This window comes from Sulfitobacter sp. PR48 (assembly GCF_028807335.1).
Lineage (GTDB): Bacteria > Pseudomonadota > Alphaproteobacteria > Rhodobacterales > Rhodobacteraceae > Sulfitobacter.
Window position 1 is genome coordinate 64,888 of the sequence record NZ_JARAMM010000001.1, and the last position, 17,772, is coordinate 82,659.

The following is a 17,772-nucleotide window of genomic DNA, read 5'->3' on the forward strand; positions in this document are numbered from 1 at the left end:
TTCTTCGAAGAAATCGGTCCGGAATTTTCGAAAATTCCGATCCTGCGTCATGTGAAGGTCTTTCTTGGGTCAAAGGCGTCGCGGATACCTTCAAAGATGAACACCAGAAGCGACAGCATGATCGCAAAGGTGAAAAAGGCGGTGAAGGTCAGCCAGGGGGCCTGCAGGTTCTGCTTCGCCTGCAGGGTCAGCTCTCCCAGCGAGGGGGCAGAGGACGGCAGGCCGAAGCCCAGGAAATCGAGGATCGCCAGCGTGCTGATCGTGCCGGTGATGATGAAGGGCAGCATGGTCAGCGTCGCCACCATGGCATTGGGCAGCATATGGCGGAACATGATGGTGGCATTGCCCACGCCCAGCGCGCGGGCGGCGCGGACATACTCCAGGTTCCGGGCGCGCAGGAATTCGGCGCGCACGACACCCACCAGCGCGGTCCAGGAAAACAGCGTCAGCAGGATCACCAGCAGCCAGAAACTGCGCCCCAGGATCGCGAACATGATGATGATGACATAAAGCGACGGGGTCGATGACCAGATCTCGATGATCCGCTGAAAGATCAGGTCGAGCCAGCCGCCAAAGAACCCCTGTACCGCCCCGGCAAAGATGCCGATGAGCGAGGCAAGCCCGGTGACGATCAGGGTAAAGATAATGGACAGGCGGAAGCCATAGATCACCCGCGCCAGCACATCGCGCTTGGTGCCATCGGTGCCCAGCAGGTTCTGGCCATTGGGCGGCAGCGGTGCGGCACCGGGCCGGTCCACCGCGGTGTTGAAGGAATAGGGTATCGGCGGCCAGATGCTCCAGCCCTTCTCGATCGCCTCGCCCTCGACGATGCCGTCTTGCGCGTCCGCAATCAGCGCCCCGGGGTCGTCGAAACATTCCTCCAGCCCGCCGGTCGCGATCAGGCATTTCACCTCCGGGTCGCGATAGACCGCCTCGGTCTGGAAATCACCGCCAAAGGCCGTTTCGGGATAGAAGCTGAAGATCGGCATGTAGTATTCGCCGCGGTAGTTCACGAGGATCGGTTTGTCGTTGGCGACGAATTCGGCAAACAGCGAGATGCCGAACAGGATGGCAAAGATCCACAGGCTCCAAAAGGCCCGGCGGTTGCGGCTGAAATTGCGCCAGCGCCGCTTGTTCAGCGGCGATAGCCAGCCGCGCGGGGCCTGGGGCACGGGCGGGGGCGCATCCTGACCGGGGGCGCGTTCGGGGATCAGATCAACCTGTGACATCAGCCTTCCCGCCGCTCGAAATCAATGCGCGGATCCACCAGCACGTACATCAGGTCCGACAGGATGCCTACAATAAGCCCAATCAGGCCAAAGATGAACAGGGTGCCGAAGACGATGGGATAATCCCGCGCCACCGCAGCCTCAAAGCCGAGCCGCCCAAGCCCGTCCAGCGAAAAGATCGTCTCGATGATCAGCGAGCCGCCAAAGAAGACGCCAATGAACACTGCCGGAAAGCCCGCGATCACGATCAGCATGGCGTTGCGGAAGACATGCCCGTACAGCACGCGCCGCTCCGACAGGCCCTTGGCCCGGGCGGTCATGACATAGTGTTTCTTGATCTCGTCCAGAAAGCTGTTCTTGGTCAGCAGGGTCAGCGTGGCAAAGGCGCTGATGGTCGAGGCCAGGACAGGCAGGGTGATATGCCAGAAGTAATCCACGACCTTGCCCATCGGCGACAGGCTGTGCCAGTTGTCGCTGGTCAGCCCCCGCAGCGGGAATATCTGCCAATAGGATCCGCCGGCAAACAGCACCAGCAGCAGGATCGCAAACAGGAACCCCGGTATCGCATAGGCCGCAATGATCGCACCCGATGTCCAGGTATCGAAGCGGCTGCCATCCTTGATCGCCTTGCGGATGCCCAGCGGGATCGACACGACATAGGCAATCAGCGTCGACCATAGCCCCAGGGTGATCGACACCGGCAGCTTTTCCTTGATCAGCTCGATCACCGAAATCGACCGGAAATAGCTGTCGCCGAAATCGAACCGGGCATAATTCCAGAGCATGTTGAAGAACCGCTCGACCGGGGGTTTGTCAAAGCCGAACTCCTTTTCAAGTTCTTTGATGAACTCCGGCGGCAGCCCCCGCGCGCCCACATAAGCGCTGTCATTGGCGGTCAGCCCACCTGCACCCGCATCCTCATTGGCCCCTGCAAAACCAGCAAAGACATCGCCGCCGCCCTGAATCCGGGCGATGGCCTGCTCCACCGGGCCGCCGGGCACGAACTGGACCAGGGCAAAGTTGATCAGCATGATCCCCAGCAGGGTCGGGATGATCAGCAGCAATCTGCGAAGGATATAGGCACCCACGCCGCGTTACCTCAATGCGCCAGAAGCCTTGAGGGCGTCCGCCTTCTCCTGATCGAACCACCAGAAATCAAGATTGCCCAGGGAGAACGGCGGTATGACCTCGGGATGTTCATACTGGTTGTAATAGGCCACCCAATAGGTCGGCTTGTACCATGTCGGGATCATGATGAACTCATATCTGAGCGCCCGGTCCAGCGCGCGCAGCGCGACATCCGTGTCTTCCAGCGTCTCGGCGCGCAGGGATTTTTCAAGGATCGCATCGACCAGAGGGCTGGCGAGGCCGGCCGGGTTGAAAAGCGAATATGCCGCATCTTCCGACCCGAAACGCTGGGTCAGGCCACCGCCGGTGCTCAGGTAGGATGAATAGGAGTCATAGACGAGATCATAATCGCGGTCACGCTCGCGCAGGGTGTATTGCGACGGATCGACGGTCTGCAGTTCCGCATCAATGCCGAGGTTGTTCACGTTGGAGATGAAGTTCTCCATCACCGCCCGCAGGGTGGCCGAGCTTGACGCATTGAACAGGAAAGTCAGCTTGAGCGGCTCCCCTTCCGCATTGCGGCGCTTGCCGTCGGAGCCCACCGGCCAGCCGGCCTCGTCCAGCAGCCCCATGGCACGGCGCAGATTGCGCCGGTCCAGCAGGCGGGAGGGATCAGAGGTATGCGGCATGCGGACCTCTTCGGTCAGCATTTCGGGCGGCACCAGATCGCCGAGGGATTTCAACAGCTCCAGCTCCTTGCCTTCGGGCACGCCAGTGGCCATCAGCTTGGTGTCCTGCGAATAGGACGCGCGCTGCTTGAACAGCCCGTATTGCAGCGACTCGTTGGTCCATTCAAAGTTGAATGCCAGCGCCACCGCTTCGCGCACGCGCTTGTCCTGCAACACTTCACGACCCAGGTTGAACACGATCCCGGCCGCATCGGGCGGCGCACCGTCGGGCAGTTCCTCGCGGATGATATCGCCGTTCCTGACCTTGGGAAAATCGTAGCCTGTCGCCCATTTCTTTGAATCACCCTCGGTTTCAAAGGTGAATTCACCGGCCTTGAACGCCTCGAAAGCCGAGGTATCGTCGCCGAAATACTCGATCCTTATGGTGTCGAAGTTGTTGCGGCCCACGTTGAACGGCAGGTCCTTGCCCCAGTAGTCGGGGTTGCGCTTGTAAACGATGCGGCGGTTCACATCTATGCTGTCGACCATATAGGGGCCCGAACCGGGGGATATTTCCAACCGGGATTCATCCAGCCGCGAGCCGCTTTCCTCGTACCATTTCTTTGACCAGATCGACATGTTGCCAACCGTCTCGATCAGGCTGCGGCGCGACACATCGGGGGCAAAGTAATACTTGATCGTATGTTCGTCGATCACCTCGATCTTGGGGATCAGCTTGCGCACCGCATCGGCATAAGACTTCAGACCCTGCTCAAGGATCAGGTTCTGGCTGAATTCCACATCATATGCCGTCAGCGGCGTGCCATCGGAAAACCGGGCCTCGGGGCGCATGTGGAAGATCACCCAATCCTTGTCTTCGGGATATTCCAGGCTCTCGCAGACAAGGCAATAGGCCTCGCCATAGACATCCGCAGGCGCGGCAGAATTCACGCCCTCGCCCAGCAGGCTTTCATACATCACCGTCGACAAGGCCCCGCCACGGCCCTTGCGGGTATAGGGGTTCATGGAATCGAAGGTGCCGACGACGCCCAGGGAAATCTCGCCCCCCTTGGGCGCATCGGGGTTCACATAGTCGAAGTGGGTGTAATCCGCAGGATATTTCAGATCGCCGTAAAAGGAATATCCGTGGCTCTTGATGATCTTTTCGTCCTGGGCGGCTGCGGCAGTGGCAAGCCCAAGTGCCAGACCGATCACCAACAGCGCGTTCCAGGCTGTCCAAAGCCGGTTTGCAGGGGGCAGTTCGGCGGCGCGGGACTGGGATCGGATCATCAGGCTCTCCTTTGAGGGTCTCAAATCGTCTGTTCAAACCAGATGTAAGCTAAAGGCCAACGCCGCCAAGATACAAGTTGCGAATATGTAATCTTGGGGCCGCGCCTGCGCAGACATGCAAAAGGCCGCCCAAATCGGACGGCCCTTGCATCAATCGCGTTGTTTTTCAGCCACCCAGGCTCTGCAGATAGGCGATCACATTGGCGCGATCTTCGGGCTTTTTCAGCCCGGCAAAGCCCATTGTGGTGCCCGGCGCCCAGCCTTTGGGGCTGGTCAGGAACGCGCTCAGCTTCTCGGGATCCCAGGCGCCTTCCTTGCCGGACAGGCCACCGGAATAGCTGAAACCGCCAACCGAAGCGATGTCACGCCCGACCACACCGTTCAGGTGCGGGCCAACCGCATCGGTGCCATCGACCTTGTGACAGGCCGAACACTTGCGGAAAATCCCCTCGCCCTTGCCGGCATCAGCCGCTTCCATCAGGGCCGCCATATCGATTTCTTCGGCGGGTTCACCGGAATCGGCGCTCGCAACTTCGATGACATAGGATTGATCGCCATGCGCCTCGGCGTGATAGATCTCTTCGCCGGCCCATTTGCCCAGCAGCAGGATCAGCCATGCACCAAACAGGCCGCCGGCAATTTTTGTGATTGTCATCGTATCGAACATGGGCATGGTCCATTACTTCTGTGGCTATCTTGGGCGGGTATCTATTGCTTTCCCTCTCGCGGGGCAAGGTGTAGTTACCGCGACCAAACGCCCCTGCTGGCGCAATTTGTCGAAGGATGTTCAGAAAGATGGCAGAAACGCCGCCGCGCATCGCCTTTCAGGGCGCTTTGGGTGCCTATTCCCACGAGGCCTGTCTCCAGGCTGTCCCGGGCATGATTCCCGTGCCCTGCACCACCTTCGAAGGGGTCATCCGCGCAGTCCGCGAGGGACGCGCGGATCTGGCGATGCTGCCGGTCGAGAATACCACCTATGGCCGGGTCGCGGATATTCACCGCCTCCTGCCGGAAAGCGGGCTCAAGATCGTGGCCGAGGCATTTGTGCGGGTGCGCATCGCGCTGATGGCCCGTCCCGGTGTGACGCTGGACGAGGTGAAACATGTGCGCGCCCATATGGTGCTTTTGCCGCAGGCCCGCAGCTTTCTTGAGGCACGTGGCATCACCTCCGAGGCCGCCGCCGACAGTGCCGGTGCCGCCGCCGATCTTGCCGAGACCGCAGGCAGCCGCGACGGCGTGCTGGCCAGCGAGGTCGCCGCCGACATTCACGGGCTGGAGGTGCTGGCCCGCGACATCGAGGACATGGACCACAACACAACCCGCTTCCTGCTGATGTCGCCGCAGATCGATACCTCCCGACGCGGCGACAAGATGCTCACCACCTTTGTCTTCGAGGTCCGCAACATCCCCGCCGCGCTTTACAAGGCCATGGGCGGTTTTGCGACCAATGGCGTCAACATGACCAAGCTGGAAAGCTACATGGTTGGCGGCTCCTTCACCGCGACGCAGTTCTATGCGGATATCGAAGGGCACCCGGAGGATCCGGCGGTCAAACGGGCGCTGGATGAGCTGGCCTATTTCACCAATATGCTGAATGTTCTGGGGGTCTACCCCGCCCATCCCGACCGGGGCTGAGATCCCTGGCGCGGCGGCCGTCACGCCGCCGCCCGGGCCCGTTCCGGTCTCAGCGCATATTGACCAAGGAACACGCTGCCCAGCACCAGCGCCATGCCAAATGCCTGTGGCGCGGTCAGGGTTTCGTTCAGGACCAGCCAGCCCAGAAGGGCCGCACTCATCGGGCTGAGGAAGCCAAGGACGGAAACCGCGGAGGGTTGCAGCAGCTTGATCCCGCGCAGCCAGATGACATAGGTCAGACCCGCGCCGATCAGCCCCAGATACATCAGGCCCAGGATATTGGTCCCGGAAATCGTCGCCCATTGCGTCGGCGCCACAAGCGCAAATGGCAAGAGCAACACGCCGCCCGCTGTCAGCTGCCATGCCGTGAAGGTCAGGGCAGAGACCGGCGGTTGCCATTTCCGGCTCAGCACCGTGCCCAGCGCCATGCTGGCAGAGCCGGCGATCCCGGCGATGACACCCAGGGCATCCAGCCCCGCCGCCGGCGTCAGGACCAGCAGCGCAACACCGACACCCCCCGCCGCGATGGCCACCAGCGACAGCTTTCGGATCGGAGAGCCCAGCAAGGCGCGGGCAGCGAAAATGACCACCAAAGGCTGCAGCGCCCCCATGACCGCCGCCACCCCGCCGGGCAACCGGTAGGCCGCAAAAAACAGAAGCGACCAGAAGATCGAGAAGTTCAGCGCGCCCAGGACAAACATCCGGGGGATCCAGCCCCCGCTGGGCAGTTGCCGGACCAGACACAGCAGGAGCAGCCCGGCAGGCAGGGCCCGCAGCAGCGAGATCGTCAGCGGGTCAAGGTTCGGGAGGAATTGCGTCGTAACGATGTAGCTGCTGCCCCAGATCACCGGAGCAACCGCCGTCAATGCAATGTCGAAGCTGCGTGACATGATGGAATCCTTTTTATCTTGATCTCAAGATACTAACGAATAACTTGACGTCAAGATAAATATGCGCTGTGGTTCCTTCATGTACGATATCGACAAGATCAAGGCGCAATGGGCCAGACAGCGGCCCGACCTCGACACGGAGCCGATGGCCCTCATCGGACGGATAACGCGGCTCTCTGCCCATCTGTCCGAAGAAATGGGCAAGACCTTTGCCCGCCACGGGTTGAACGGCCCGAGCTTTGACATGCTTGCCACGCTGCTGCGGTCCGGTCCGCCGCATGCGCTGTCGCCCAACCAGTTGCTTGAGACCATGATGGTCACCTCAGGGACCATGACCAACCGCATTGACCAGTTGGAAAAGGATGATCTGGTCACCCGGGTGAGGAACCCCGACGACAAGCGCAGCGTGCTGGTCCAGCTGACCGGCAAGGGGCAAAAGATCATTGATGCGGCGGTGACGGATCACGTCGAAACGCAGAAGAAACTTGTTGCGGGCCTGTCCGGGGAGGAGCGCGGCAATCTGAACGCGCTGCTCCGGACTTACCTGGCCACTTTCGAAGCGAATTAGCAGGGATGCAATCGCCAATGGTGCTGCCGCAGCAACAGTCAGGAGAGACCCCGGTGTGACTTGGGGCGCAGGCCGGGCGGGGCGGCAACACAACTACAGAACGGAAGATGCGAACCCTTCCCGCTTTCCCTTCGCGCGACGATCCTCTTGAACCTCAGACGCGAAGCGCAAGCCGGGCCATCGCCTGCCAGGGGTGGGCGATACTGCCCTTGGCTCATGCCACTTTGTTTCTCAGCTTTGATGAGCCCTATCATGGGAACTACCCAGCCTAACCATATCGCCTACCGTCATGCCAAAGGCATGCCGACGTTCAAAGGCGCACCTTCGGTGCGAGCGGCGGGCAGGCGATGGCCCGGCACCTTCGGCTTGTTCCGGGCCTTGGTGGCATTGATTGACGACAGCTCTGCCCGGTGACCAGATTTTCGCAGGCCTTGCGGCGAATGTCCGGAAAGAGCCCTCTCCACGTTCCTCCCACACGGAATCAAGGCCGCAGGCCGCCGCGCATCATGCCAGAGGCATGTATGCGACGTAACGGGCCGTCCCCAGGCCAAGCGATGCGCGGCCTGGCGTTACTTTAGCAATCCAGACCACCTCCGGCCCCGTTCAGGCCGATCGGGAATAGCGTTCTTCCATCGCCTTGGCCTGTTCGGCCACCCGCAGTTTGTATTTGCGGGTGAGCGTGTTCTTGGCCAGCTTGAGCGACTGCACCAGCAGGCGTGCGCTCAGGTTCAGCGGCTTGATTTCAAGCTCCACCAGAATCCGCGTGCGGCTGCGCGACAGGGGCAGCAGCTCGAAACGCATCTGCCCCAGCAACCCCGGCGAGGTGCTTTCCAGCACCATCTCGTTGGGCTTGTCAAAGGTCACCATCTCCAGCTCCAGCTCGCGCCGCTTGCCGCGCAGATCGAAGGCCACGCGCCAGGTCATGCCCGGGCCGGGCACATTCATCTGATCCACCCGCTGGACCTCGGCACCGCGCCGCATTGCCGAGCGTTCAAAACTCTCGAAATCGCAGAGCATCGTGAAAACGGCGTCGATCGGCGCTTCAACATCTTCCTTGGTCGAAAACTTCATAAATCCGCCCCGAACTCCGCTGCCTCAGATACCACGGTCAGCATTGTCCTGCCGACCTTTATTCTTCTTGTTCTTCACTTTTGCCTCAATCGAGCCTGTCCGCAAGCCAGTTCTCAAGCAGGAAATGTGCGATGGCCCCCTTGCGGGCTGGCAATATGCTAGCATGGTTGCCCGCGAAAATCTCCATCATATCTTCCCGCGACACCCAGAGCGCATCCTCGATCTCGACCGGGTCGATGCTGATGTCACGGCTCAGCGCCTCGCCCGCGCAGCCGAACATGAGGGAGGCCGGAAACGGCCAGGGCTGGCTCGACAGGTAGGACACCTGCCCGACCCTGACACCCGCCTCCTCAAAGACTTCGCGGCGCACTGCGGCCTCCAGGGTCTCGCCCGGTTCGACAAAGCCGGCCAGCAGCGAATACATGCCCGCGGGCCAGCCCGGGGACCGGCCCATCAGCACCGAATTGCCCTGCGTGATCAGCATGATCACAACCGGGTCGGTGCGCGGAAAATGCGCGGCCTTGCAGGCCGGGCAGACCCTCTGCCAGCCCGCCTGTGCCATGTCGGACCTGTGACCGCAGGCCGCGCAGAAACCATGGCTGCGGTGCCAGCTGAACATCGCCCGTCCGGTTGCCGCAAGTTCCGCGTCGCGCGGGCTGAGCCAGGTCATCACCCGGCGCAGCTCGGCAAAAGCCATCTCTTCGCCCAGGGCCGGGTGGCGTTGTTCGCTGGGATCCAGGAAACCGCCCAGCGCCGCCTCGTCCAGATCCTCGGGCTGCCAGGAGGAGAGGTCATAGGCAAAACGCGCTGCCCCGTCCTCGCGCCCCAGCAGGATGATGTCGTCGCCCGCGTCGGCGAGCACGGGATGGTCCAGCGGCAGGCGGGCAAGATGGGCGGGACGGGCCGTGGCGATCAGCGGCTTGCCGCGCCAGAACAGGATCGCCCGCGCATCGGGGTCCTTGAGCGCCGCGCCGATGGCCTCGGGGTTGCTGCGTATTTCCCCGGCCCGGTCCAGCGCCGATCCCCCGAAAGTCACCGTTTCCGCATGTCGCATCTTGCCGTCCTTATCCCTGCCGGCCCCTTTGCGGCCCGCATCAGGGGTTTGCACCATGGCAGGGGGGAGGGCAATGACATCCGCCGCCAGGCCCGCCGCCGCACCCCTTGCGTTCCGAAAACCGCGCCATTATATCCGGAAATGAGAGGTTGGTGCGGGCAGGCGCCTCGCCAACCCGGTCAGATCCGGAAGGAAGCAGCCGTAACGAGTCCCGCTTGGGTCGTTATCAATCTCTCACCAAGCGCTTTTGCAAAGCAAAAGCGCGTCGCCCGGCAGGGGCATCTGAAAGATGCTCCCGAGAGGGCAAGCCTCCAACATTGAACAGAAACCTGTCTTCCCCAGCTTTTGCTACGCAAAAGCGTGTCTGCCTGACAACCCAAAGTGCCTTGTCCGCGCCTTGCGTCCCGGACGCATCCTTAAGCCCCCCGCAGGAAATTTAACCAACTGTTAGTTAATGGAAATAACTGATTAACCCGTCACAGCTGCGCCGCTGCGAAGGTATCGCAATCCCCCACCTGCCCGCTGTCATAACCCCGGTCGAACCAGCGCGCGCGTTGTTCGGAGGTGCCATGGGTGAAGGTATGCGGCTGCGGGACCCGGCCCGCCTGCTTTTGCAGGTAATCATCGCCGATCTTGCGGGCGGCGTTCAGCGCCTCGTCCAGATCGCCCCGTTCCATCAGCCCCCGCACGTTCATTGCCCAGACACCTGACAGGCAATCGGCCATCAGTTCCAGCCGCACGGTGAGCGCATTGGCCTCGACCTGAGAGGCTTGCTGGCGGGCGGCGTTGACCTTGGGCAGGATGCCAAGCTGGTTCTGCACATGATGCGCAACCTCATGGGCAATCACATAGGCGGCGGCGAAATCGCCCCCGGCGCCCATGCGCTGGCTGAGCATGGTAAAGAAACCGGTGTCGAGATAGGCCTTTTCATCCACCGGGCAGTAGAACGGCCCGGTCGCGCCGGAGGCCCCGCCGCAGGGGCTTTGGGTCACGCCGGAAAAGACCACGAGACGCGGCGGTTCGTAGGTGCGGCCCAGTTGTTCCTGAAACACCTTGCTCCAGACGTCTTCGGTTGTGGCCAGCACCTGTGCGGTGAATTGCGTGGCGGCGTCATCCTCTGCCGAGACCGGCGTCGTTTGCTGGCTGGGGGCGCTGCCGCCGCTGCCGGTCAGCAGCGGGGTCACGTCAATGCCGGTGAAATAACCGATGCCCAGGACAAACAGGACCCCGACGAGGCCAAGTCCGCCTGCCCTTGCACCGCCGCCACCGCGCCGGACCTCGACATTCCTGCTGCGTCGGATGCCACGTAGCCGCATGATTGTTTTCCTTGCTGTGTCACCGGATATTGTCAGTCAAACGCCGCCGCCGCACAATGGTTCAATGAGCACCGACAATGAACTGGCCGAAGATCGCACGGACTGGGCCGAAGATCGCACGATTCTGGCCAACGAACGCACCTTTGCGGGGTGGATGCGCACCGGCATGGCTTCACTAGCCGTGGCGATCGGCCTGCGTGCCGTATTCGGGGATTTCGAGCCAACCTGGGCGGCCAAGGCCGTGGCGACGGTATTTATCATCGCCGCGATCTATATTTTCTGGGCCGCACATGATCAGGCCACCAAGACCCTCAAACGGCTGACCGACCACCATGCTGAAGCGCAGCCGAACAGCCGGATGCGGACCCTGGCGATCCTGCTGAGCGTTGCATCGCTGGCTGTGGGCGGGGTACTTTGGGCGCTGTGACGGTGGTGGACGCGCCCTGCCCGACGGCCTAACTTGGCCCCTGGACCGAATCCGAAGGACGCCCATGACCGACAGCACCGCCTACCGCGTTCTTGCGCGCAAGTACCGCCCCGAGACCTTTGCCGATCTGGTTGGCCAGGACGCGATGGTCCGGACGTTGAAAAACGCCTTCGAGGCCGACCGCATCGCGCAGGCCTTTGTCATGACCGGCATCCGGGGGACCGGGAAAACCACCACCGCGCGGATCATCGCCAAGGGGATGAACTGCATCGGGCCGGACGGCAATGGCGGGCCGACGACGGAGCCCTGCGGCGTCTGCGAACATTGCGTGGCGATCATGGAAGGCCGTCATGTGGATGTGATGGAGATGGACGCGGCCTCCAACACCGGGGTGGCGAACATCCGCGAGATCATCGACTCGGTGCACTACCGCGCGGCATCGGCGCGCTACAAGGTCTATATCATCGACGAGGTGCACATGCTGTCGACCGGCGCGTTCAACGCGCTGCTGAAGACGCTGGAAGAGCCGCCCGAGCATGTGAAGTTCATCTTTGCCACCACCGAGATCCGCAAGGTGCCGGTGACGGTGCTGTCGCGCTGCCAGCGGTTTGATCTGCGCCGGATCGAGCCGGAAGTGATGATCGCCCTGCTGCGCAAGATTGCCGGGGCCGAAGGGGCAGAGATTGCCGAGGATGCGCTGGCGCTGATCACCCGCGCGGCGGAAGGATCTGCGCGCGATGCGACCTCGCTGCTGGATCAGGCGATCAGCCACGGCGCGGGCGAGACGACCGCGGTGCAGGTGCGTGCGATGCTGGGGCTCGCGGACCGGGGCCGGGTGCTGGACCTCTTCGACATGATCCTGCGCGGCGATGCGGCAGGCGCGCTGACCGAACTTTCCGGCCAATATGCCGATGGGGCCGACCCGATGGCGGTGCTGCGCGACCTGGCGGAGATCACCCATTGGGTCTCGGTGGTCAAGATCACGCCGGAAGCGGCCGAAGACCCCACGGTGTCACCGGAAGAACGCAGCCGCGGCACGCAGATGGCGGAAACCCTGCCGATGCGGGTGCTGACGCGCCTGTGGCAGATGCTGCTCAAGGCGCTGGACGAGGTGGCAAGCGCGCCCAATGCGATGATGGCCGCCGAGATGGCGATCATCCGGCTGACCCATGTGGCCGACCTGCCCAGCCCCGAGGAACTGGTGCGCAGGCTGCAGAACGCCACGCCGCCCCCGGCGCCCGGCGGGGGCAACATGCCCCAGGGTGGCGGCGCATCCGGCGGGCCGGCCCGGCAGGCGCGCGTGGCGCCCACGGCCCAATCCTCTGGCGCGGCGACGGCGCTGGCCCCGCAGGCGGATGCGGCGCTGGCGCGCTTTCCCAGCTTTGAACATGTGGTCGAGCTGATCCGCGCGAACCGTGATGTCAAATTGCTGGTGGAGGTGGAAACCAGCCTGCGCCTTGCAGCCTACCAGCCGGGCCGCATCGAATTCACCCCGACCGACAGCGCGCCGCGCGACCTTGCCCAGCGCATCGGGGCCAGGTTGCAGCTGTGGACCGGCAACCGCTGGGCGGTCAGCGTGGTGAACGGGGCCGAGGCAAAAACCATTGCGGAGCTGCGCGACGCCAAGGAGAACGCCCTGCGCGCCGATGCCCAGGCGCATCCGCTGATGCAGGCGGTCCTGGCAACCTTTCCCAAGGCCCGGATCACCGCGATCCGCACCCCCGAACAGGTCGCGGCCCTGGCCGAAACCGAAGCGCTGCCGGAGGTCGAGGACGAATGGGACCCCTTCGAGGACAGTTGATCCCGACCGCTGCGGCGCTCATATAGCAGACAACCAGATACAGGAGAGAACAGATGTTCAAAGGATTAGGCGGGCTTGGCGATATGGCCGGGATGATGAAGAAAGCCCAGGAAATGCAGGGCAAGATGGCCCAGCTTCAGGACGAGATGCACAATATCATGGTCACCGGCGAAAGCGGCGCGGGGCTGGTCAAGGCAAGCTGCACCGCCAAGGGTGAGCTGAAGACGCTGGACATCGACCCCTCGATCTTCAACGGCGACGACAAGGAAGTGGTCGAGGACCTGATCCTTGCTGCGATCAAGGACGCACAGGCCAAGGCCAGCGAACGCGCGCAGGAGGAAATGTCCAAGCTGACCGAAGGGCTGGGCCTGCCTGCGGGCATGAAACTGCCGTTCTGAGCCCAGCCCCTTCGTTATGCGCTGAATACCTCAATGCAACAGCCGCCGCCGGGAGCCCGTGTGTGAGTTCAACCCGCGACATTGACGCCCTGATCGAGATGATGGCGAAACTGCCCGGGCTTGGCCCCCGGTCGGCCCGGCGCGCGGTGCTGCATCTGATCCGCAAGCGCGCGCTGCAGCTGACCCCGCTGGCCGACCTGATGCAGACCGTTGCCGCGACGGCGCGTGAATGCCTGAACTGCGGCAATGTAGGCACGGCCGATGTCTGCGATATCTGCACATCGGAAAAACGCGCCAATGGCGAGATCTGCGTGGTCGAAGACGTGGCGGACCTCTGGGCGATGGAACGCTCGGGCGTCTTCAAGGGGCGCTATCATGTGCTGGGCGGCACGCTTTCGGCGCTGGATGCCATCGGCCCGCAGGAATTGCGCATCCCCCGGCTGATCGACAGGGTCACCAGCGAGGGGATTTCAGAGGTGATTCTGGCGCTGAATGCCACCATCGACGGGCAGACCACGGCCCATTACATCGCCGACCGGCTGGAGGGCCAGGTGCGCCTGACATCGCTGGCGCAGGGTGTGCCGATTGGCGGTGAGCTGGATTATCTCGATGACGGAACGATCACGGCGGCGATGCGGGCGCGCAAGGCGCTTTAGCCGTTTTCTTTGAAGAAAACGGGTCGGAGTTTTTGAAAACTCCGGTTGCACATCAACAAAACCTGCCGATCCCAAATCGTTTTCTTTGAAGAAAACGGACCGGAGTTTTTGAAAACTCCGCCCCGGACGGCCCTGCCGATAAACAACGCAGGCCGCCTGCTCCTCCCAAAGCAGACGGCCCGTCCGTCGCGATCTCACGTCCTCTCAGAGAACGACCACATCAAGCGGCGGAAACCCGTTGAACCCGACAGAACTGTAAGAGCTGGTATAGGCCCCACAGCATCGGATCATCACCTTATCGCCTGATTTAAGGGCAATTGGCAAGTGAATCGGGCGTTTCTCGTACAGGATATCCGCAGAATCGCAGGAAGGTCCAGCCAGCACACAGGGGCCGGTTTCGCCACCGTCATGCGGTGTCGCAATCTGATAGCGGATCGCCTCACCCTCGGTTTCCGCCAGGCCGGAGAACCGGCCGATATCCAGATAGACCCAGCGGTGCAGGTCATCGGCGGACTTGCGCGACACCAGCATGACTTCCGCCGCGATATGCCCGGCTTCGGCCACCAGGCCCCGGCCCGGTTCTGCCATCACCTGCGGCACCGCGCCGAAACGTGCCTCGACCGCGCGCATCACCGCAGCGGCATAGGCGCGCGGCGCTTCGATGCTTTCGCCGTAAAAGGCCGGAAAGCCGCCGCCGAGGTTGAGCAGTTGCAGATCGTGGCCATCGGCCTGCGCCGCGTGCCACAATGCCGATACCTGGTCCAGGACCGGGTTCCAGTATTCCGCCTTGCGGGTCTGCGAGCCGACGTGGAAGGACAGGCCATAGGGGATCAGCCCCAGGGACTTGGCGTAATCCAGCAGGCCCGGCAGGGAGGCGGGCGCACAGCCGAACTTGCGGCTCAGCGGCCAGTCGGCCATGGAGTTTTCCACGATCAGGCGGATATAGACCCTTGCGCCCGGCGCATGGGCCGCGATCTTTTCCAGCTCCGCGTCGGAATCGGCTGCGAAGAGGGTCACACCGGCGGAATGGGCAAATGCGATGTCGGAGGCGCGTTTGATGGTATTGCCGAAAGAGATGTTCTGCGGCTTCGCACCCTGGGCCAGGCAGAGTTCGATTTCCTGACGGGAGGCGGCGTCAAAGCCCGCGCCTTTCTTGACCAGCAGGCGGATGATCTGCGCTGCCGGGTTCGCCTTGACCGCGTAGTGGATATGCGCATGACCCAGACCCGCGCGCAACGCATCGTATTGCGCCGCAACACGGTCGCGGCTGATCACCAGCGTGGGGCGGTCAAAATCGTTTGCGGCAATGTAGGCCGCAGCGGGATCGGCATATACGGAGGTTGCGGCGCGCAGGGCGCCGGGTACTGTAGCGTTCATGGTCATCTCCAAAGAGCAGATGGGGGACATTCCCCCAGAAGTCGTTTCAAGAGACGTTACCGTCGCTACATAAACGCGGGTCAGTCAGTGTTGATCTGACCGGCCAGAGGCGCGTGCGTTGGCGTCTGTATTCCGCCATTTAGGCCCTTTTCAGATTCGTACAAGTGAAAAATCAGTCGTTTTGAAAAAGCTGCCCCCGCGCGGCTTCCTGTCACCTAACCGCATCACTTTCAGGGGGGCATTCGGGGGGTCTGGCCGGGCTCTATTCGTCCTCCCAATCGCTGCCGATCGCCTCGCGGTCGCGCCGCTTCTCTGCCTCGATCATGTCCTCGGCCTCTTCGACCTCATCCTCTTCGCAATCGCCCGGATCGCTGTCGCAGGCGTCCTGCCCTGTCAGGGCCAGGACAAACCACATGGGAAAATGGTCCGAGCCGATCTTGCCCAGGCGCGCCATGTCAACCAGCCGGAATTGAGGGTCGTGAAACAGGTGATCCAGCGGCCAGCGCATCCAGGGCATGGTCGCGCTGAAGGTGTTGTAAAAGCCGCGCCCGACGCGCGGGTCCAGCAGGCCCGAGAGCCGCTGAAACCGCCGGGTGGTGGTGGACCAGGCCACATCGTTCAGATCGCCGGTGACAATCGCGGGCAGTTCGTCCTGCTCCGCCTCCAGCCCGACCAGCGCGATTTCGCTGTCGCGCCCCTTGGTGTCATGGTCGATGACCGGCGGTTCGGGATGCACGACATAGACCCGGCAGCACATGCCGTTGCGCAGGGTGACGATGGTGCGGATCGACGGCACCTCATCGACGATCAGATCGCGCACTTCAGATCGGCTCAGCTTCAGTTTCGACATCAGGCACATGCCATAGCCGTTGTCGCGGGGGGCTTCGATCCAATGGGGATATTGCGCGCCCAGCCCCTGTCTGAGTGCGGCGACCCAATCGGCGTCGACCTCGATTGCCATCATGAGGTCGGGCGCACGCTGCAGGGTCATGTCGATCAACCGCCCGTAATCGCGGTTCGACTTCTTGACGTTGGCGGTCAGCAGGCTGATCTGGCAGTCGGTGTCCTGCCGCAACACCTGGTCCGCCGCTACGGACTGGCGCGGCCAGATCGGGGTGAATTTCAGGATGAAGGCCAGCTGGACAATCGCGATCAGTACCAGCACGGCCGCTGCCAGGCTGCCCAGATGATATCTCTGTGTGGTGGCCATGACGGTGGCCAGAACCACCGCCAGAACGAAAATCTGTTCGCGGGGAAACTCGCCCCCGCGCACAATGCCATGTGGCAGTTTGCTGAGCGGCAGCAGGGTTGCGATCAACAGCAGGGCGGCGATGACCCAGATCACGCCATCAATCGCTATATTCACCCAACCCATCAACGCCCCCGGTCAATCGCGGGGACGACCCCCGAGTGTGATCAACTCCGAAAACCCCTGCGGGGTTCCGCCGCCGCGCGAAGGTTCAGGACCGCGAGGTGTCGTCCGCGTCCTCGTCGTCGCTTTCGGGCAGGGAGAAGAAGCTGTCGGCGTCGGAATAATCGCTCTTGCTGTCCGCTTCGTCCTCATCGTCGTCGTCACCGCCCAGCGTGAAGGTTTCCAGCCCTTCGATCGCGGTCGGGATCTTCGGCTCCGCTTCCATACCGAGGCTCTGCTCGGTGCTGACCAGCTTGCGACGCTCGTCATCGCTCATCACTTCGCCGGCTGCGGCCTTCTTGGCGGCGGCCTTCTGAACCGCCATGTCCAATTCGGATTGTTTGCACAGGCCCAGTGCCACCGGGTCGATCGGCTGGATATTGGAGATGTTCCAATGGGTCCGCTCGCGGATCGCCTGGATCGTGGGTTTGGTCGTGCCCACCAGCTTGCTGATCTGGCCATCGCTGAGCTCGGGGTGGAATTTCACCAGCCACAGGATGGAGGCGGGACGGTCCTGGCGCTTGCTGAGCGGGGTGTAACGCGGGCCGCGACGCTTTTCCTCGCCCTGGGCGGCGGCGTTGAACTTGAGCTGGATCTTGTGCATCGGATTGTCCTGCGCCGCGTCGATCTCTTCCTGGGTCAGCTGGTTGTTCGCAATCGGGTCGAACCCCTTGACGCCCTGCGCCACGTCACCGTCCGCGATGCCCTGGACTTCCAGTTCATGCAGGCCGACGAAATCGGCGATCTGCTTGAAGCTGATCGTCGTATTGTCCACCAGCCATACGGCGGTGGCCTTGGCCATAATCGGTTTTGCCATTTTATCTCTCCTGAACGTCGCAACTTTCCCGTCGCCTGAAAGGGCTTTCCCGGCGGGCCGGGACGGTTTCCATTGTCGGGGAACTCGGGCGCCTTA

At 62.5% G+C, this 17,772-nt stretch carries 17 protein-coding genes and 1 other RNA gene; 7 read left to right on the plus strand and 11 right to left on the minus strand.

What is annotated here, in order from left to right; genetic code table 11:
- Positions 1-47: 47 nt before the first annotated feature.
- From PVW51_RS00315 to PVW51_RS00330, 4 genes are all read right to left on the minus strand, one after another.
- The gene (locus tag PVW51_RS00315) at positions 48-1,229 is read right to left on the minus strand and encodes an ABC transporter permease (RefSeq protein ID WP_274573164.1); all 1,182 of its coding nucleotides are present in this window, start codon (positions 1,227-1,229) and stop codon (positions 48-50) included.
- Positions 1,229-2,317 carry a microcin C ABC transporter permease YejB gene (locus PVW51_RS00320; protein WP_274573165.1) on the minus strand — a complete coding sequence of 363 codons (1,089 nt, stop codon included), beginning with the start codon at positions 2,315-2,317 and terminating at the stop codon, positions 1,229-1,231. The genes PVW51_RS00315 and PVW51_RS00320 overlap by 1 nt, the downstream gene beginning before the upstream one ends.
- Positions 2,318-2,323: 6 nt before the next feature.
- Positions 2,324-4,255, minus strand: coding sequence for an extracellular solute-binding protein (locus PVW51_RS00325; protein ID WP_274573166.1), 1,932 nt, complete (start codon positions 4,253-4,255; stop codon positions 2,324-2,326).
- 166 nt (positions 4,256-4,421) lie between these two features.
- Positions 4,422-4,922 (minus strand): c-type cytochrome, encoded by a 501-nt coding sequence (locus PVW51_RS00330; protein ID WP_114277415.1) that lies wholly within the window; start codon positions 4,920-4,922, stop codon positions 4,422-4,424.
- 128 nt (positions 4,923-5,050) lie between these two features.
- Here PVW51_RS00330 and PVW51_RS00335 point away from each other — a divergent pair, with 128 nt between their 5' ends.
- On the plus strand, positions 5,051-5,890 hold the full coding sequence (locus PVW51_RS00335; protein ID WP_269364130.1) for a prephenate dehydratase: 840 nt from the start codon (positions 5,051-5,053) through the stop codon (positions 5,888-5,890).
- Positions 5,891-5,910: 20 nt separating this feature from the next.
- On the opposite strand, the gene PVW51_RS00340 is transcribed toward PVW51_RS00335, so the two are convergent.
- A complete protein-coding gene (locus PVW51_RS00340; RefSeq protein ID WP_443287199.1) occupies positions 5,911-6,780 on the minus strand; it encodes an EamA family transporter in 870 nt (289 codons plus the stop codon).
- Between the two features lie 79 nt (positions 6,781-6,859).
- On the opposite strand from PVW51_RS00340, the gene PVW51_RS00345 reads away from it, so the two are divergent.
- Positions 6,860-7,348, plus strand: a complete 489-nt coding sequence (locus PVW51_RS00345; RefSeq protein WP_274573167.1) for a MarR family winged helix-turn-helix transcriptional regulator — start codon at positions 6,860-6,862, stop codon at positions 7,346-7,348.
- A gap of 603 nt (positions 7,349-7,951) precedes the next feature.
- On the opposite strand, the gene PVW51_RS00350 is transcribed toward PVW51_RS00345, so the two are convergent.
- The gene (locus PVW51_RS00350; RefSeq protein WP_114277410.1) at positions 7,952-8,419 is read right to left on the minus strand and encodes an SRPBCC family protein; all 468 of its coding nucleotides are present in this window, start codon (positions 8,417-8,419) and stop codon (positions 7,952-7,954) included.
- Positions 8,420-8,504: 85 nt separating this feature from the next.
- Positions 8,505-9,473 carry an NAD(+) diphosphatase gene (gene nudC, locus PVW51_RS00355; RefSeq protein ID WP_269364126.1) on the minus strand — a complete coding sequence of 323 codons (969 nt, stop codon included), beginning with the start codon at positions 9,471-9,473 and terminating at the stop codon, positions 8,505-8,507.
- 142 nt (positions 9,474-9,615) lie between these two features.
- Here nudC and ffs point away from each other — a divergent pair.
- An RNA gene (ffs, locus tag PVW51_RS00360) (signal recognition particle sRNA small type) lies at positions 9,616-9,713 on the plus strand.
- Positions 9,714-9,949: 236 nt separating this feature from the next.
- Here the strand turns inward: ffs and ypfJ are convergent.
- Positions 9,950-10,789 (minus strand): KPN_02809 family neutral zinc metallopeptidase, encoded by an 840-nt coding sequence (ypfJ, locus tag PVW51_RS00365; RefSeq protein WP_269364124.1) that lies wholly within the window; start codon positions 10,787-10,789, stop codon positions 9,950-9,952.
- A gap of 64 nt (positions 10,790-10,853) precedes the next feature.
- On the opposite strand from ypfJ, the gene PVW51_RS00370 reads away from it, so the two are divergent.
- From PVW51_RS00370 to recR, 4 genes are all read left to right on the plus strand, one after another.
- On the plus strand, positions 10,854-11,216 hold the full coding sequence (locus tag PVW51_RS00370) for a YidH family protein (RefSeq protein ID WP_269364123.1): 363 nt from the start codon (positions 10,854-10,856) through the stop codon (positions 11,214-11,216).
- A gap of 64 nt (positions 11,217-11,280) precedes the next feature.
- Positions 11,281-13,017, plus strand: a complete 1,737-nt coding sequence (locus PVW51_RS00375) for a DNA polymerase III subunit gamma/tau (protein ID WP_274573168.1) — start codon at positions 11,281-11,283, stop codon at positions 13,015-13,017.
- Positions 13,018-13,070: 53 nt separating this feature from the next.
- Positions 13,071-13,415: a YbaB/EbfC family nucleoid-associated protein gene (locus PVW51_RS00380; protein ID WP_114277406.1), complete on the plus strand. Its 345-nt coding sequence runs from the start codon at positions 13,071-13,073 to the stop codon at positions 13,413-13,415.
- Positions 13,416-13,477: 62 nt separating this feature from the next.
- On the plus strand, positions 13,478-14,071 hold the full coding sequence (gene recR / locus PVW51_RS00385) for a recombination mediator RecR (protein ID WP_114277405.1): 594 nt from the start codon (positions 13,478-13,480) through the stop codon (positions 14,069-14,071).
- A 204-nt stretch (positions 14,072-14,275) separates the two neighbouring features.
- On the opposite strand, the gene PVW51_RS00390 is transcribed toward recR, so the two are convergent.
- The 3 genes from PVW51_RS00390 to PVW51_RS00400 all read right to left on the minus strand — a co-directional run bounded on the left by PVW51_RS00390 (position 14,276) and on the right by PVW51_RS00400 (position 17,676).
- Positions 14,276-15,454: a type III PLP-dependent enzyme gene (locus PVW51_RS00390; RefSeq protein ID WP_269364117.1), complete on the minus strand. Its 1,179-nt coding sequence runs from the start codon at positions 15,452-15,454 to the stop codon at positions 14,276-14,278.
- A gap of 256 nt (positions 15,455-15,710) precedes the next feature.
- The gene (locus PVW51_RS00395) at positions 15,711-16,823 is read right to left on the minus strand and encodes an endonuclease/exonuclease/phosphatase family protein (RefSeq protein WP_274573169.1); all 1,113 of its coding nucleotides are present in this window, start codon (positions 16,821-16,823) and stop codon (positions 15,711-15,713) included.
- An 85-nt stretch (positions 16,824-16,908) separates the two neighbouring features.
- Positions 16,909-17,676, minus strand: a complete 768-nt coding sequence (locus PVW51_RS00400) for a DUF1013 domain-containing protein (protein WP_274573170.1) — start codon at positions 17,674-17,676, stop codon at positions 16,909-16,911.
- Positions 17,677-17,772: the final 96 nt, after the last annotated feature.

Excerpts from the sequence above, each read along its gene's own strand:
- nudC (WP_269364126.1), bottom strand. The coding sequence starts at position 9,473 with ATGCGACATGCGGAAACGGTGACTTTCGGGGGATCGGCGCTGGACCGG.
- PVW51_RS00370 (WP_269364123.1), top strand. The coding sequence starts at position 10,854 with ATGAGCACCGACAATGAACTGGCCGAAGATCGCACGGACTGGGCCGAA.
- PVW51_RS00375 (WP_274573168.1), top strand. The coding sequence starts at position 11,281 with ATGACCGACAGCACCGCCTACCGCGTTCTTGCGCGCAAGTACCGCCCC.
- PVW51_RS00380 (WP_114277406.1), top strand. The coding sequence starts at position 13,071 with ATGTTCAAAGGATTAGGCGGGCTTGGCGATATGGCCGGGATGATGAAG.
- PVW51_RS00340 (WP_443287199.1), bottom strand. The coding sequence starts at position 6,780 with ATGTCACGCAGCTTCGACATTGCATTGACGGCGGTTGCTCCGGTGATC.
- PVW51_RS00335 (WP_269364130.1), top strand. The coding sequence starts at position 5,051 with ATGGCAGAAACGCCGCCGCGCATCGCCTTTCAGGGCGCTTTGGGTGCC.
- ypfJ (WP_269364124.1), bottom strand. The coding sequence starts at position 10,789 with ATGCGGCTACGTGGCATCCGACGCAGCAGGAATGTCGAGGTCCGGCGC.
- PVW51_RS00400 (WP_274573170.1), bottom strand. The coding sequence starts at position 17,676 with ATGGCAAAACCGATTATGGCCAAGGCCACCGCCGTATGGCTGGTGGAC.
- PVW51_RS00345 (WP_274573167.1), top strand. The coding sequence starts at position 6,860 with ATGTACGATATCGACAAGATCAAGGCGCAATGGGCCAGACAGCGGCCC.
- PVW51_RS00330 (WP_114277415.1), bottom strand. The coding sequence starts at position 4,922 with ATGTTCGATACGATGACAATCACAAAAATTGCCGGCGGCCTGTTTGGT.
- PVW51_RS00315 (WP_274573164.1), bottom strand. The coding sequence starts at position 1,229 with ATGTCACAGGTTGATCTGATCCCCGAACGCGCCCCCGGTCAGGATGCG.
- PVW51_RS00350 (WP_114277410.1), bottom strand. The coding sequence starts at position 8,419 with ATGAAGTTTTCGACCAAGGAAGATGTTGAAGCGCCGATCGACGCCGTT.
- PVW51_RS00395 (WP_274573169.1), bottom strand. The coding sequence starts at position 16,823 with ATGGGTTGGGTGAATATAGCGATTGATGGCGTGATCTGGGTCATCGCC.
- PVW51_RS00325 (WP_274573166.1), bottom strand. The coding sequence starts at position 4,255 with ATGATCCGATCCCAGTCCCGCGCCGCCGAACTGCCCCCTGCAAACCGG.
- PVW51_RS00390 (WP_269364117.1), bottom strand. The coding sequence starts at position 15,454 with ATGACCATGAACGCTACAGTACCCGGCGCCCTGCGCGCCGCAACCTCC.